This is a genomic window from Flagellimonas sp., from assembly GCF_965233845.1.
Classification (GTDB): Bacteria; Bacteroidota; Bacteroidia; order Flavobacteriales; family Flavobacteriaceae; genus Flagellimonas.
The window spans coordinates 106,678-121,834 of sequence record NZ_OZ247584.1; the positions used below are offsets into that span (position 1 = coordinate 106,678).

Sequence of the window (15,157 nt, forward strand, 5' to 3'; positions counted from 1 at the left end):
TGTTTCTTATAAAGAAATCCCTCTTTTCCATGGGATGAAATCATTATGGCCTTTCAGTACCGATTTGGCTTCAACCAAGCCGCTGGCCACTTGGATGATATGGTCCAGTATTTTCTCTCCCATGGATTCAATGGTGTCTTCGCCCGTAATCACCGTTCCAGCATTCATGTCAATGATGTCGTTCATTTTTTGGTACAGCTTGGTATTGCTTGAAAGCTTGAGAACGGGAGCAACCGGGTTTCCCGTTGGTGTTCCCAAGCCCGTGGTAAACACAATGATATTGCACCCCGACCCTGCAAGACCTGTGGTGCTTTCCACATCGTTCCCAGGGGTGCAGAGCAGATTTAATCCTGGTTTGGTTATTTTTTCTGCATAATCCAGGACTTCTACCACAGGAGAGGTTCCACCTTTTTTGGCTGCTCCTGCAGATTTCATCGCATCGGTAATGAGGCCATCCTTTATGTTTCCTGGAGAGGGATTGCTTTCAAAACCAGAACCTACGGCAATGGCAGATTCCGAATACGCTTTCATAAGGGACGCAAATTTTTTGGCGTCCTTTTCATTTTGACATCGATCTATAAGATTTTGCTCAACCCCGTTCAATTCCGGGAATTCGGCTAAGACGGGAGAGCCTCCCAAAGCGGTCAACAAATCTGACGCATAGCCAAGCGCAGGATTGGCAGATATGCCTGAGAATCCATCCGAGCCGCCGCATTCCAAACCGAGGGTTATTTGGCTCAAAGGAGCAGGCTCACGTGCTATTTTGTTGGCTTCCATAAGTCCAACAAAGGTCAATTTAACGGCTTCTGCAATAAAATCACGTTCACTTTTGCTCTGTTGCTGTTCCAAATAGGATACGGGTTTTGCGCCATTTGGGTTTAGGGTCGCAATGGCTTTTTGCAGCATCTCGATCTGGGCATTTTGGCATCCCAGGCTCAGTACTGTCGCACCTGCAACGTTGGGGTTGCTGATATAACCAGCAAGCAGGTTGCAAAGTACCTGGGCATCCTCACGGGTTCCTCCGCAACCGCCATCGTGTCTTAAAAACTTAACCCCATCCACATTGGGGAACAATCTGTTTTTTGATGCTTCTTCCTTGGATAAAACAACAGGAGTATCCAGAATTTCTTGGACGGTTGCCCCTTTTTTGTACTTCGAGATTAAAGCATCGGTATCCACGCTATAATCTTGTTTGGTCTGATAGCCTAGTTTTTCCAGCAAAGCGGCCTCCAAAATGTCAACATTCCGATTTTCACAAAAAGTCAAGGGAATAACCAACCAATAATTGGCCGTACCATAGCTCCCATCCACTCTTGGATATCCTAGGAATGACCGATGTTTAAACTTGGAAATATTCGGTGGGCTCCATGCGACTTTTTTATTGGGAGTTCCATATTGGGCCGAAGCGTGCACTACATTTTGTGTTGTTATGGCCTGCCCAGCCTTAATTGGAGCAATTGCTTTTCCAATCAGCACTCCATACATGTAGATTTCATCCCCCAAATTAAAATCCTGTGAGGCAAACTTATGTTTACTCTTGATATTTTCCTTTAATACGGTGGTACCGTTATCCAAGTTTATGGACATTCCCTGTGGCAGGTCGTTTATGGCGACAACAATGTTGTCACGTGGGTCAATCTGCATATAATCTTTTGCCATAATCTTTATTCTATTTGAAATGTCCCTCTTTTCCTAATTGAAAATCATTCATTGTTAAAATGTACCACAGCTTTAATGGTGCCATATTCGGAGTCTAGCCAACGGTCAAAGTTGGCTATCATTTCAGTATAATGAACTTTATGGGTTATGAAGGATGCCGTAGGGAATTGGTCCATAATGTCAATTACTTGCTTAAAATCCGCCAAGGTGGCATTACGGCTACACATAATGGTAGCTTCCTTAGAATGGATTTTGGGATGATTGTAAGTAAGGTCCCCTTTAGATAATCCCACGAGGACAAACCTGCCTCCATGGGCCATGTATTCTGGCCCGTTTTCCAATGGGAATTTGGCACCCGTTGCATCAAACACAGCAGTACATAGATTTCCATTTGTAATGGCCTCAATTCTTGCCAATGGATCTTGTGAAGCATTGATGGCATAGTCGCAGCCAATGGTATTTTTTACGTATTGAAGCCGCCCTTCGTTGATATCCATGGCAATCACTTTTGCGCCCATGATCTGGGCCTGCTTTAGAATCCCAATACCTATGGGACCGCATCCCATGACTGCTATGGTTTCGCCGCTTCTAATCTCTGCCCGTCTTAAGGCGTGGGCGGCAATGGCCAAGGGTTCAATGATGGTTACTTCGTCATCTGTCAAACCCCCAACTGGTAGAAGAACATCTGAAGGAACTACAAATTGTTCCTGCATTCCACCATCAATATGCACCCCTAGAACATCAAGGCTAGTGCAACAGTTGTTCTTGCCATTGCTACAGGCAATGCAGTTTCCACAGCTGAGATAGGGCATTACCGTAACCTTGTCACCTACTTGAATGTTATTGGCATTCGGCCCAATTTCCAATACCTCCGCACAAAGTTCGTGTCCTAATATTCTTGGATAGGTGAAAAATGCTTGACTGCCCGCATATGCATGTAAATCGGTACCACAAATGCCGACACTTTTAATTTTAAGCAATGCTTCATCATGCCTCCGTACAGGGGCACTTTTTTCCTTTAGGGCAAATTGACCGGGTTTTTCGCAGACTATGTAATGCATTGTATATGTTTTTGGAATAACACTAAAACGATGACAATGTAATCGATTGCACAAAAGTATATAAATATTGCCATCCTGTATAAATCCGGTTAAAGATTTTTAAAAAAAAGGCCTGGAAATAGCATGATTTCCTTGTTGGGCGAGCGTCATACGACATTGGAGTACCTCGGGCAATAAAAGCTCGATGCAGATTATTTTTCCCAAATCTGATAATGCCCGTCCCGAATCTTTAGGTTGAAACCAATCTCTTTTAAAATTTCCTCACATTCCTGGGCTTCTTCTTCTGTTAGAATGCCAGCAAAAGGATGAATCTCAAAAAAGATATGCTTGAACCCTGAAATCTCCTGTTTAAAATTGCGCAGTAAACTCAATTCCCCGCCTTCAATATCCATGACCAAGGTGTCAAAGTCGATGTTGTACTTTTCCTTGAGCTGGGTAATGGTAAGGCCCTTAATTTCCGTTTTTACCGGGGTTTCCCGTTTGGTGCTTCCACCCACAATAAGCTTATGGATGTAGAAGGTGTTACTCTCGGTAGGGGAGACTATGGAATTCTCCAAATGAAATTGACAGTCATTGACCTCCCTATTTTTTTCTATCCAAGGAATCAGGTTGGGATTGGCCTCAAGGGCCACATGTTGGTCTTTTTGGGCAAGAATGTTATTGACGAGACAAGAAACGTATCCCAAACAGGAACCCAATTCCAATACTTTGGCGTTGGGCGACAGGTATTTTGAAAGATATTTGGCCTCTTCTTCCTCATATAAATCCAAAGCAAAGCGCCCCCGAAATTTAAAATCGGTAAGGTCAAAAGGAATATGGAGTACTACCCCGGCGTTTTTGTAGGTCTTGGTGAAAATGGAGAAATAGATACCGCCAAAAAGCAATCGGATTTTCTGAATTCTTCGTTGAATCTTGTTCTTTAAATAATCCAACCAAGTAGAGCTGTCGTTATTCATGTATCAAAGATTTCGGAGTATATAGTCGCTCAACTTTATATCTAAGCCTGTTTTTAAAGGTACAATAACTAATGAAGCACTGAGAAATCTTTTTGTTGGTTCTCCTTGCAAAGTCAAGAATCTACTCCTACTTCAATTATTTGGGTTGTCCTCCCCATCAGTCAACCATGAAATGGAGAAACGGGTAAATACATTTTCTGAATAGTCATCCTTTTCAAAGAACAGTCCAATATCCCCATTGTCCAAAACGGTCATGGAAGAATAGGCCGAACTCCCTTCAAAAATGGTTTTCCCTTGGGACCAACTTTTTCCCTCATCATAACTGATATGTACCGTCAGATTTTTACGCTCATCCTTATGGTTGGCATGGGCAAACAACAGCCGGTTTTTGTCGTCCCCGTTCTTCTTGGAACTATATCTGATAATACTGGCATTACAGCCTGGATCCACCAAGTTGGTATCTGGCACAGACATCCAGCTTTTCCCTTTGTCCGAAGAGGTATGGACAAACCTTGTACCCAGGCCATTAACTCTGCTATTGATCATCCAGCTACCATCGTCCAGTTCCATTACCTTGGATTCATCTCCGGGAGATATTGGTGTGTCTATGAGATACCAACGCTCCCCATGGTCTTCACTTCCAAAAAGATAAAGGCCTTTCTCCAAGTTCACCAAAGTGTGGAGCAAAGTACCATCATGGGTCTGAATTCCACGTCCGGAAGTGATAAACTTAAAATGATTATGCCATTCTGGCTTTGCGATTTGCGAAGTAATGTCCATGGGAGGACTCCAGGTTTTGCCATTGTCAGTGCTCTTGACGTACTTTAAATAGTAGATGTCTTTTCCCTTGTCCAAGTCCATATAATTAAAGAACATGAAAATTGAACCGGTCACTTTGTCCACAATCATGGATGGATCGGAAGCGGATTGGCCATGGGGATAATCAATTGCCCTTTCTATTTCTGTCCAAGAGTCGCCATTGTCAACACTGCGACGAACAACAATATTGATATCCTTGCTCCATTTCAAATCGCCGCAAGAGGGTACTCTTTCATCTATAGCGGCGATCAAATCCCCGTTGGGCGCGGTAATCAATGCGGGTATCCTGTAGCAGGCTACTCCAGCTTCTGTTTGGGCATCAAACAAATTGTTGAAATTCAGAGACTTGGTTCCACCTTCAGGATTCACCGTCTGGGCACATATCCCAGTGGATATGCCCAAAAAGATAATGACGAGAGCTGTTTTCATGCTTTGGATGACTTATTATTGTCTAATCTATAGAACAAAATGGATTTACCTTCCATCATTTTCTCCTCAACCAACTGCATATGCAATCGGTCGCAGACCTTTACGGAATCCTGGTTGGGACTGTCCATGGAAGCTTTGATACAATCAAATTTTAGTGTATCAAAGGCATATCGAATAATTTCTTGCGCAGCTTCCGTTGCATAGCCATTACCAGTGAATTTAGGTAAGAGTGCATACACCAATTGGGGAAGCGCTTCTTCAAAAAAGAACCAGAACCCAATATAACCCATATAGGTTTGGTCAGAGGTGTTCATTATTTTCCAAAGACCCCATTTTTCTTGTTCAAATTTGTTGCCCACCTCTTGGATGATTTCTTCGGAAACCGCCGCTGGGATTTCTTCATTATCCCACAAATACTTTTTTATATGGGGATCAATATTGGTTTGGTGAAAAATAGGTGTGTCTTCCGCCGTTATTGGAATTAATTGTAGTCGTTTGGTATTAAGTTCCATAGAGGAAATTTAGGTCTTTGGTTGTTTTTCTTCCAAGATATTGTGTTCGGAAGAAAGAGCTTTCATTTTTTAATTTTGTGTTGCCAGGGTTTGTTCATTGCATCAGCCAAAACAGGCCAAACAACACTAAAAGTACAAACACGAGACTAAGGGCGGAAAGAATCCACAGTCTTTTTTGGTCTTTAAGGGCAGCCTTTCTTATAGATTTCTTGATGCTGTCCAGTTCCGTTTCGCTTACGGTTTTAATATTTAGTGGAACTTCTTCCTTCTGGGATGCAGTGTAAATGGGATCTCTGTTATTTTCCTTGAACTTGGCACGTTTGGAGGGCCGCTGATCGCGATTCTGCCTTATCCGATTGTTCATGTCCTGGATGTTGCTCATTTACAGTAGTTTTTGATTTGAGACAAGCTCATCAATACATTTTAAAAGTAGCAATGAGTCAACCATGGTATTTATCGTCAAGATGAATTAGTGCCAATGTTGGCATTAGTTTTTTATTTTGTTTGTTAGTAGTTCAATTTCCAATTCCGAGTTTATTCCCAACGCGACCGCCAGTTTAAAACTGGTGGCTTTCAATACACCAAATTAAAAAAATATAAACCTGGAATGCCACAAGATAAAATCTTGCGGGAGCGGAGGGTTGGTAACAAGTAACTCTAGAAACTATGGCAGAAAAGCAGGGCTACGCCATTGGGTATAGCCATTGTTGTACAAAGTATTTTTGAACTAAGTTTCACCTTTTATCAGCTTTGATACTTCTTCTTAATCCTGTTCCATTCATCTTCTAATGTTCTGTGACCTTTGCCAAATTCTAGTCCCATAAAAATTATACTGATAACAAATAGAATTGAACAAATTACTACTAATATTGATGTGAATAAATTGGGTTTTGCAATTATTTTTATAATTATAGTTGTGATTAGTACACCTATTATAGAAATAAAGGCCCAACTGGTCTTTTTATATCTATTAATGAATGTAGTTGCTTGACTTTTTAAACTAGTATCTTTACCGTTACCTTTATCATACTTATCGAATATTTGCCTTGCGCGATCAGATAAATGAATATTTCTCAAACTAATCAATGCGGCCATAGCGCATAAGGCAACTAAAACCGGTGTGCCTAAGTTTCCAATAAAATTTTTAGTTAGTTCCTCCATTTGCGTCTATTTGTAGATGAATATTCCGTACTCTATATTTTGTACAACGGTCTCGGCTATGAACAGTTGCGTGGGTAAGCACGGACTTTCGCAAGTACACGACAAGCTGAAAATTCCGCAGGAATTTTCAGGATAAGCCTGTAATAGCAATTGTTTATAGCCATTGTTGGGCAACGTTTTTATATTTTTAATAATCTACTTGTTGAAACTAAAACTTTCTTTGCTATTGTTTCAAGAATAGATATGTCGAAAATTAAATGTTTCAATTCAGGTGAAGATGGTAAAAGTAATTCATAATTTTTGTCAGACGCTTTAGTGTGAACAACTCTGCATCTAATTTCATAAATTCTTTCCGAACATTCTGTTACTAAATCAGCATTTTTATTTGCTAAACTTAAACCTTTTGCAGAAAGACTTTTGGATTTTTTATCTTTAAAGAATTCTTCCATTTCACTATCTCCATCTATAATTTCTCTTAATTCTTCTGTAGTAATACAATTTTGAATTGTAGATTTTAATTGTTCCAGTTCCGAACCGAAACCGAGTCCACTTTTATTCTGGTTAATTGTGCCTAAAATTCTTGTAATATCAGAATCTTTATTAGGATTAAACCTTGGGTCTTTTATTATATTCTTTATTTGATGATGCGCATCTTTTTGTGAAAAAATGGGGAAGTAAAATTCTAAAATTTGATATAAAGCAAGGAACTGTAATAGTGGCATATCAATTGCTGATTTAGCATACCAATATAGTGACATTGGTTCACTGTCATATTCGTAAGTTGGAAACGACTTATCTAAATCGTGTTCCTCTTTTTTTCTTCTTAAGTATGAACGTCTAATATCTCTATCTTCTGCTAATTTGTATCCAATATTATTGGTAATATCAAGTTTAAATAAAAGTGAACTTCCAATTTTTTCTAAAATCCTTTTTGCTTGGTCGTGCGTTGTGATTTCTATGTTTTCAATTCGAAGAGTTGGACGTTTTTTTGCAAATTCAAATCTATGAATACGAGTTTTTGCAAATGTTAATATTGCGTATTCATCACTTGCACTACCAATTGAAACAATGTGATTATTTTCGGATTTGTCAAATTCAAACCTTGTATTTGTATCATCATTTTCATAATCTTCTCCTAAAGCTTTTGCAAGTCTTCGTAACAAGTATCGACTCGGAACTCCCATTCTTGAAAGTGTCTGAAGTTCACATTCAATAACCTTGTGTTTTGGCGACCAAATAGCTTCAAAATCTTGTATAAACTTATAATGTTCAAAATCACTACTCAAATAGGTTTCAAGTTCTATTTGGTCAGAAAATCTTAAAAAATGAAAATTTCGAGCGCACGGGAACTTTGCATAATCAATTTTTCTTATTTCTGTGGTATCTTCATCAATGTAAACTTCACGCTCTGTTTCTTCAATTTCTATTCCTGCGTTAGTCAGTTTTTCTAAAAGTTTACCTGTAATTTTCATAGTTTATTTCAAATGTTGCCCAACGGTTCCGGCTATGATTTCGGCCCGGCAGGGTTGAAATCAAGCCGTTCTATTATTTTGAAATCTAATGTAGGAAAATTTTTAAACGGGGCAGAGGAGTAGGGATGAATTATAGCCGTTGTTGTACAACGTATTTAATTAATTCCCACTAAGTCATCACGAACTTCTGAGCGCCATTTTTTACCATATTTGTTGTCCAAATATTTGGCGACTTCCGAATTGTAAAGTTGTAAAGATTTCATCGATATAACCTGGCATCCAAATTCATAGAAATCCACTCCGTATTTACGCGTAAATTTTCTATCTGTTGAATAAATAGTTGGCGCAATACCTCCTGATAGTAAAAATTGAACTTTACCGTTATTTATATCCTCTATTGCTGTTGTGCCATCAATTTTCGGATATAAACTAAGAGTTATTACAAGATTATTGAGATCTGTTTGCTTTGATGGATAATCAAATTCATGGTCTGTGTAACCCATTGAAGAAACTTTAACTCGAAGTATATCTGGCATACTTTCAGCTAAATATTCAAATTTGAAATTTCCTCCTTGATCTGTTATTGTTCCTTGTGTCCCAATTGTAACATATGCATTTGGAATTTCTCCCTCTTCTGAAATTACTTTACCAGATAAGGTAACTCCATTTTGGCTGCATAGGCTCATGGAAGTTAGGAAGCATAAAACTAGCAGATAGTTTTTCATATGTTGTACAACGGTTTGGCTATATGTAGTGCCGAACTTTAAAATTACACAAAACTTAATTTGAAAAACAATGGCTGAAAAAACAGAACAAATTGAATTAAACGAAGAGGCATTACATATAGCTGATGTTATATGCCGTCTTTTTAAAAGTGGGCACATCAAAATAGGTGTTAATATAGAACCTGAATATGCTGAATGTGGTGATGGTAGGTGGAATATTTCACAAGCCTATGCAATAGTAGGTGGTGAGTATATTAAACTTGATGAAGGGAGGGTTGAAATCATAGATGGCATATAACTCGTTTATATCCACAATGTACCCATTTTTATACGCATAACCTTCCCTTTTGGAAGGATATCACCTACTTTTTATCGAAAAGTGGATATTTCGCCAGTCCTAAATTTTATGCCATTATAGTGGGTTATCCGCAACTACAGAATTCTTCTGTTTTGTTTTAAACCGTATATTTACACCGTCAACACGTCTTATAAATCTCGCAACGCGTAATCTCCTAATTGGTTTAAACAAAAAGATAGGGAGGGCATACGGGTGAAAGTCCCGAGACCTGTCTGAGCGTTGCTTGGGCGTGTTGACGGTGATCCTCCCTCTTGTTTAACCAAAATTTCATGTTCTTATGTCAACACAAAAAGGTCAGAACAATTGCCCGCATTGCCATGCGGCACTTGCGCCTAAAGGCGCAGCCCCATTTTCCCAACCCTCCCCCGCACAACAAGCACTCCTGGAGTATGTAAGCCCTTTAGATGGCCCAGACAGGGTAAAGGCTCTAAAACTGGTGCACGATATTGTGGTCTACCACTCCGAAGAAATCTTGGACGGGGAAGAAAAACGCGCCCTCTACCAAGTAAAGGTACTTTGGGATTTAATTGAGGATACCTTTCAAAAAGGCTAAAAAAAAAAGGGAGGCCGTGCCTCCCTTTTCCAGCTTGCACGCAAGCTATTTTTTAAAGGCATAGCTTTCCAATACCTGGCCCCCAAATTTTTTTACCAGATTGGCGGCAATGTCGTCCAAGGCCATCTGGTAGGCCTCAATGTTCATGTGCAGGGTGGCATCGTCTGGGGCATTGTAATGGATATCCCAAGAGAATAAGGCTCCCTGCTCGGTTTGGGAAACCTGCACCAGGGCCAAACCTTCCGTATACCCATAATTGTTGGGTTCCTCCGATCGGGAGATGTACCCCAGCTGGTTTTCGTACCAGACCACCTTTTCTGTGTGTTTTAGACCTTCGGTCTGCCCTTCCATGGGCACAAAATGGCAGGTGAACTCGGTGCATTTGCCAGCGGTGTATTGGGCATCCACTTTTTCAAGTCCCGCGCTATAGTTGGGCATATGTTCTGGCTTGCCCACCATTTCCCAAACTTCGGGGAGGCTGGCGTTCAGGTTTAGCTTAATGCGGTTACGTAAAGGACTTGAAACATAGGTGCTGGGATTGGGTACCTGTACTTGGGTTTTGGCCACATCTGCCTGAGCGATTTTGGACGATTGTGCTTTGGTGGTACATGACACCAACTGTAATGCCATGCAAAGGCCTGTGAAGGCCATAATTTTGGTAATTTTCATCTTGTTTACTTTTTTGTGGGACGAAAGTAAGGGCAGGGGATGACAGCCCTATGTCAGGAGGGTTTTCGCAATATTTCCCAAAGTTTCCTTGGGTCTTGCCTGTTGTCCCAAAAGGCGGTGATAATGATACGCTCCTTGGTGACCTTGTAATACAAATTAAATGGCCCCAATGGAGGTACGCGTACCCCTTTAAAACGGGTGGATCTAAAAATGAATGGGTTTGTGGAAATCAGCTGGGTTCTTTTGGAGACCAACTGTACAAGTTTCTGCGGGTATAGGGTGGATTTGGTTTTCTTTGTCCAATATTCTAGAATGCCTACAAACTGAATATCTGCTGTCTTGGTCCAGGCTACAGGCCTTGGAGCCATTCAAGATTACGTTTGTCCATAGCTTCTTGGGAAATAAGCCTTCCATTTTTAATATCGTCCTCGCTCAACTCCAACATTGCCTTTTGTTCTTGGGTAAGTTTAACGGCGTCCAAGGATTGGGAGCCAGCCGAAAGTAGATGATCCAAGGCTTCCAAATAACCCTTGTCATTAATGGTCTTGATCTTGTGGATCAATCCATTTCTTAAGTTGTCCATAGTGGCCATCTGCATTGATTTTGTTCCTATAAATATGCAAAATTTAACTGAGTTGGGAACATACGAGCTGTAAAATAAGTGGGCCTTAAATATGCGCAAACAGTTCTTCACCGGGTTTTCGCACTTTGGCCAGGTGTTGGGAGTCGTCGTCCAGGCTTCTAAAACCAACGGGCACGATCACGGAGGCGTTCAGGCCTTTTTGGTCCAGTCCCAAAATAGCGTTGTATTGGTCCGCTTCAAAACCTTCCATGGGGCAGGCATCAATGCCCAGCTCGGCACAGGCGGCCAACAAATTGGCCATGGCAATATAGGTCTGGTTCTTGGACCAATGAAACTGCTCTTCATTGGATTTCTCTCCAAGTTTGGCCTTCATAAAATCTCCATAGCCCGTAAGCTGGGCTACATCCAAATCTCTTGTAACGGCTGTGAGTTCAATAAAACCATCAATACCTTCTGGGGCTACTTGATTCTCATTGCAAAAGACAAACAAATGCGAAGCATCTGTGATTTGCGATTGGTTCCAGGACACACTTCGAAGTTGTTCACGAAGGGATTGGTCTTCAATGATAAGCACCTTATAAGGTTGCAGTCCATAAGAGGAAACCGAAAGTTGAATGGCCTCTTTCAAGAGTTCCATATCCCCTTGGGATACCTTTCTGTTGGGATTGAATTTTTTGGTAGCGTAGCGCCAATTTTGGTGAATTATAAATTCCATTTTTAATCTTGTTTTAGTTTATAGTTCTGCATTAAAAAATCCATGGTGAAGCCCATTTTCAGGTACATGTTTTTGGCCATGTCAGAAGCCTGCAGCGTAGCCCATTCCGAGCCATCTTCGATGGCTTTGTTCAGAATGTTGTACATGATTTCGGTGGCATACCCCTGTTTTCGCTTTTCGGGGATAATGCCCAGGGCGTGCACTCCAGCAATTTTTCCGGTCCTGTATAGGATTACGGTGCCTACCAATTCCTTATTGTGGTAAACCAGATAGTAGGGAACTTTGTCCAGGGTCTTTTCCAGCGTTGTGGCACCAAAATCATAACCAAAGGCAGACATAAAGGCCGTGCTCCATAGGGCAGCTTGTACAGCAGTCTCCACACGTTTAAAATCCAAACTTTTTAGAGGATTAAATGTGGACTTTAAGGGCAAGCTCATTCCTGTTTGGTTAAACTGGAGTTCGAAACCCTGTTGGGCCAATAAGGAATCGTCCGTTGTATCTGGATTAAAATAGGAGAAGGTCAATTGGGGATGTTGTTCCATGGTATCCTTAAGCTGGCCCATAAGGTCTTCGGATATGGGAGCTTCCGTCCAAATTTTATTGGGCCATTCTGATTCGGGAATGAAGGAACTGGAAATTTGCCCTTCCTGTTTAAATCCATGGAACTGTTCTCCTGCCAGTTTCCAAAGTCCAGTTAAATTCTGAATGTTTGCTGTGATTTTTTTCATTTTGTATTGATTAAAAGAATGCCCAGGGTCATGGCCAGAGCACCAATAAGGCGTTTAGGGGTTATGGGTTCAATGGGCAGGTTGAGCCAGCCAAAGTTTCCGGCAATCAAGGAAAAAAGCAGTTGTCCGCATAAACCCAGTGCGATGATTTTGGAAATACCCACTTTTGGAATCGCATAGAAATACAAACTGATACCTGCCATGCTAAATAGCCCTCCAATCCACCATAAATACCACGGAATTTCTGGAACAGAGAACATTTGAAAAGAGGGTTTGCCCCAAAAAAGGACAAACAATATTCCTAAAATGGCACTGGTCAAAGAAGTGAAGATAACGGCAAGCACGGGTTGCCTTAAAAGGGAGCCCAACTGGGAACTGAACCCCGCCTGGACAGCCAAAAACACGCCTCCCAACAATGCCAACATGTATAATCCTATAAATTTCATGCAGCAAATTTGAGGTGAAAAATGATGCTTTTCCTTTACATATGTTGAGGCGGGTCTTTTTCTTTGAATTTTTTTCGGATTCTGCTCAATTGGGTAGGGGTAATACCCAAGTGCGAAGCAATATAATGCAGGGGAACCCGCTGTTCAATTTGAGGATGGGCAGTAATAAAGTCCATATAGCGTTCCGAGGCCTCCTTCATCACAATTTCAATTTCACGCTGCTCTTTGTCCACCACCCAGTTTTTTTCCAGATAGGCAATGTAAAAGTCCTTTAGGTCAGCATGTTGTTTGATTAGGGATTGATATTGGGCATGTTCAAAAGCGAACACCAGACTGTCTTCGATGACGGTGAGCGCAAAATGGGACGGTTCTTTTTTCAATGCAGAAACCGTGGACCCCACAAAATCCCCTTCCAGAAAAATGTTTTTGTGGTATTCAACTCCATCTGGACTTAAATAATGGGAAACAATGGACCCTTCCAATAAAATATGGATGTGTCGCGATGTTTTACCAATATCCAAGAGGCGGGTGCCCTTCTTCAATTCCTGATATTCCCCTAAGGAGTAAAGAGCCTCAAAAGATACCTCAGAAATGGGATGGTACCGACCAAATACTTGTTTGATATGCAATTTATAGTGATCCACAGGAGCAAGTTAACAAAAGAATTAGCTGCGTTGAATTACAATGGAACTCCTTTTAGTGCAAGCTGGAATCCTTAAACTGCCAAAGTACGTTCACAATCTGCCATTTGCCGTTGAGCTTAACAATGTGCATATAATCAATCCAGTCATCGGCAATGAGTTTTACAGAGGCCGTTTTGTCAAACACATCCAGAATCACCACTTCTTTCTTTGGATTTTCTGGGAATTTGTCGCCATTTTGGTTATAGGTTTCCGCCAATAGAACCATGGCATCGGTGAAGGTTTCCCGCAAATATTCTTTTTTGGCGAATTTGTCCGTCCAGAAGGTGCGTTTTACCATTCTGGGGTGTGCAGAACGTTCAAATTGTTCAGGTTTTACCTGGTGTTGCGACTCGATATAGTCCAAGGCCGCTAGTTTGATTTCCAAGGAATCCTGTGGCGTCTGGGCGCGGAGGCAGCCTGTACTTAGGGCAATAAGAGCCATGGTAAAAAATGTTTTTTGCTTCATTTAACTGTGTTTTTTGATGATTTTGGTATGCAGATGTATCGACCTTAAAATTCAAGGTCTTTAGGAGGACAAAGTCTGGAAATTATAATCAATTTTCCCCAAAACTGAGTTAAAATTCCAGCAGCGTACTTTTTGGAAAACCCTGAAGGAATCAATGTAACGGATGAAAGTCTATTCCAGAAATAAATGAAGGCGGTGTTTCCTAATTTTCAACAACCTGATCCATTTTTCGGGGACTGTCTTTGGCTACCCCTTCCATGCCCAGTTCAGGAATGACCAACAATGGGGTTTGTGTATGGAAAGCAGTTCGTTTAACGATAGGCTCACGGGTCATTTGTTCCATGTAGCTGTGCTGGTAATTGAGCATGGCCAACAGATGAATGTTGAGTTCCTGTGTAAACAATTCCAAGGTTTTGGAAACTGAGTTGAGCTCGGAAACTGTATGCACATAGTGCTCCATCCCTTCGAAATACCTTCGAAGCATATTCAAGTTAAATTGCTGAAGTTCAGATAGTGCCTTGATTCCATATTGTACATGTACAATGCGAATTGTGGCTTGGAACATTTGAGCCAGTTCCAATAGCGGATTCAGTTCCGAAGTGGAATAAAAGCGGTTAAAATCTGTGGCAAAAGCTATTTCGGTGGGGGTGATAAACTCAAAATGCTGGGGAATGGCCAAAACTGGACATTTTTTGGTGCTCTTTATAATGCGCACCGTATTGCTTCCCATAAACACCTCTTCTATACCAGAGGCTCCTTTGGTACCGGTAATGATCAATTGTATTCCGAAGGTATCCACCAAATCCTTGATTTCCTCCGTCAACAGGTTAAAGGAAGATATGGTCTCAAAGCTGTGTTTGGAATTTCGGTATTTGCTCTTTATCCGGTCCACGGTCTTCTGCAGCCCTTCTTCCGAAGCGTCCCTAACCGCATCCACAATACGTACCCCATTGACCATTTTGGCCATGAACCTGCCACTTGGAATAACCGGGGTGTACGTATTCAGCAGATAAAAGGCGCAGTTCCTGTTCCTGAACAATTGCATAGCATAGTCTATGGCATTCCATGCGTTATCTGAAAAATCTGTGGGTATTAATATTTTCTGCATTCCTCCAATTATAAAAACAAGGTAAAATTACCGTTCTGTGGAGGGGCATACTAT

The 15,157-nt window shown here is 41.1% G+C and carries 20 protein-coding genes; 2 read left to right on the forward strand and 18 right to left on the reverse strand.

Annotated elements, in window-relative coordinates; genetic code table 11:
* Nucleotides 1–6: 6 nt before the first annotated feature.
* From ACO6S0_RS00485 to ACO6S0_RS00525, 9 genes are all read right to left on the reverse strand, one after another.
* On the reverse strand, nt 7–1,659 hold the full coding sequence (locus ACO6S0_RS00485) for a UxaA family hydrolase (protein WP_422350097.1): 1,653 nt from the start codon (nt 1,657–1,659) through the stop codon (nt 7–9).
* A gap of 44 nt (nt 1,660–1,703) precedes the next feature.
* Entirely contained in the window at nt 1,704–2,720 is a 1,017-nt protein-coding gene (locus ACO6S0_RS00490; RefSeq protein ID WP_422350098.1) for a zinc-binding alcohol dehydrogenase family protein, read from the reverse strand.
* Between the two features lie 191 nt (nt 2,721–2,911).
* Nucleotides 2,912–3,676, reverse strand: coding sequence for an FkbM family methyltransferase (locus ACO6S0_RS00495; RefSeq protein WP_422350099.1), 765 nt, complete (start codon nt 3,674–3,676; stop codon nt 2,912–2,914).
* Nucleotides 3,677–3,808: 132 nt separating this feature from the next.
* Nucleotides 3,809–4,924, reverse strand: a complete 1,116-nt coding sequence (locus ACO6S0_RS00500; RefSeq protein WP_422350100.1) for a sialidase family protein — start codon at nt 4,922–4,924, stop codon at nt 3,809–3,811.
* Nucleotides 4,921–5,436 carry a GNAT family N-acetyltransferase gene (locus ACO6S0_RS00505; protein WP_422350101.1) on the reverse strand — a complete coding sequence of 172 codons (516 nt, stop codon included), beginning with the start codon at nt 5,434–5,436 and terminating at the stop codon, nt 4,921–4,923. Before ACO6S0_RS00505 ends, ACO6S0_RS00500 begins: the two co-directional genes overlap by 4 nt.
* A gap of 94 nt (nt 5,437–5,530) precedes the next feature.
* Nucleotides 5,531–5,818: a hypothetical protein gene (locus ACO6S0_RS00510; RefSeq protein WP_422350102.1), complete on the reverse strand. Its 288-nt coding sequence runs from the start codon at nt 5,816–5,818 to the stop codon at nt 5,531–5,533.
* Nucleotides 5,819–6,180: 362 nt separating this feature from the next.
* Nucleotides 6,181–6,597: a DUF2721 domain-containing protein gene (locus ACO6S0_RS00515; protein WP_422350103.1), complete on the reverse strand. Its 417-nt coding sequence runs from the start codon at nt 6,595–6,597 to the stop codon at nt 6,181–6,183.
* A 179-nt stretch (nt 6,598–6,776) separates the two neighbouring features.
* A complete protein-coding gene (locus ACO6S0_RS00520) occupies nt 6,777–8,069 on the reverse strand; it encodes a hypothetical protein (protein ID WP_422350104.1) in 1,293 nt (430 codons plus the stop codon).
* A 155-nt stretch (nt 8,070–8,224) separates the two neighbouring features.
* Nucleotides 8,225–8,794: a hypothetical protein gene (locus tag ACO6S0_RS00525; RefSeq protein ID WP_422350105.1), complete on the reverse strand. Its 570-nt coding sequence runs from the start codon at nt 8,792–8,794 to the stop codon at nt 8,225–8,227.
* A 70-nt stretch (nt 8,795–8,864) separates the two neighbouring features.
* Here ACO6S0_RS00525 and ACO6S0_RS00530 point away from each other — a divergent pair, with 70 nt between their 5' ends.
* Nucleotides 8,865–9,092, forward strand: a complete 228-nt coding sequence (locus tag ACO6S0_RS00530) for a hypothetical protein (protein ID WP_422350106.1) — start codon at nt 8,865–8,867, stop codon at nt 9,090–9,092.
* 337 nt (nt 9,093–9,429) lie between these two features.
* Nucleotides 9,430–9,705: a hypothetical protein gene (locus ACO6S0_RS00535; RefSeq protein WP_422350107.1), complete on the forward strand. Its 276-nt coding sequence runs from the start codon at nt 9,430–9,432 to the stop codon at nt 9,703–9,705.
* Nucleotides 9,706–9,750: 45 nt separating this feature from the next.
* Here the strand turns inward: ACO6S0_RS00535 and ACO6S0_RS00540 are convergent, their stop codons facing one another.
* The 9 genes from ACO6S0_RS00540 to ACO6S0_RS00580 all read right to left on the reverse strand — a co-directional run bounded on the left by ACO6S0_RS00540 (nt 9,751) and on the right by ACO6S0_RS00580 (nt 15,103).
* Nucleotides 9,751–10,374 (reverse strand): hypothetical protein, encoded by a 624-nt coding sequence (locus tag ACO6S0_RS00540; protein WP_422350108.1) that lies wholly within the window; start codon nt 10,372–10,374, stop codon nt 9,751–9,753.
* 53 nt (nt 10,375–10,427) lie between these two features.
* A complete protein-coding gene (locus ACO6S0_RS00545; protein WP_422350109.1) occupies nt 10,428–10,742 on the reverse strand; it encodes a type II toxin-antitoxin system RelE/ParE family toxin in 315 nt (104 codons plus the stop codon).
* The gene (locus ACO6S0_RS00550; protein ID WP_422350110.1) at nt 10,724–10,966 is read right to left on the reverse strand and encodes a hypothetical protein; all 243 of its coding nucleotides are present in this window, start codon (nt 10,964–10,966) and stop codon (nt 10,724–10,726) included. The genes ACO6S0_RS00545 and ACO6S0_RS00550 overlap by 19 nt, the downstream gene beginning before the upstream one ends.
* 76 nt (nt 10,967–11,042) lie before the next feature.
* On the reverse strand, nt 11,043–11,672 hold the full coding sequence (locus ACO6S0_RS00555; protein WP_422350111.1) for an NAD(P)H-dependent oxidoreductase: 630 nt from the start codon (nt 11,670–11,672) through the stop codon (nt 11,043–11,045).
* A gap of 2 nt (nt 11,673–11,674) precedes the next feature.
* A complete protein-coding gene (locus ACO6S0_RS00560) occupies nt 11,675–12,400 on the reverse strand; it encodes a GNAT family N-acetyltransferase (RefSeq protein ID WP_422350112.1) in 726 nt (241 codons plus the stop codon).
* On the reverse strand, nt 12,397–12,846 hold the full coding sequence (locus ACO6S0_RS00565) for a DMT family transporter (RefSeq protein ID WP_422350113.1): 450 nt from the start codon (nt 12,844–12,846) through the stop codon (nt 12,397–12,399). The genes ACO6S0_RS00560 and ACO6S0_RS00565 overlap by 4 nt, the downstream gene beginning before the upstream one ends.
* Nucleotides 12,847–12,881: 35 nt before the next feature.
* Nucleotides 12,882–13,490 carry a Crp/Fnr family transcriptional regulator gene (locus ACO6S0_RS00570; RefSeq protein ID WP_422350114.1) on the reverse strand — a complete coding sequence of 203 codons (609 nt, stop codon included), beginning with the start codon at nt 13,488–13,490 and terminating at the stop codon, nt 12,882–12,884.
* 52 nt (nt 13,491–13,542) lie between these two features.
* Nucleotides 13,543–13,995, reverse strand: a complete 453-nt coding sequence (locus ACO6S0_RS00575) for a nuclear transport factor 2 family protein (RefSeq protein WP_422350115.1) — start codon at nt 13,993–13,995, stop codon at nt 13,543–13,545.
* Nucleotides 13,996–14,197: 202 nt separating this feature from the next.
* Nucleotides 14,198–15,103: a universal stress protein gene (locus ACO6S0_RS00580; protein ID WP_422350116.1), complete on the reverse strand. Its 906-nt coding sequence runs from the start codon at nt 15,101–15,103 to the stop codon at nt 14,198–14,200.
* Nucleotides 15,104–15,157: the final 54 nt, after the last annotated feature.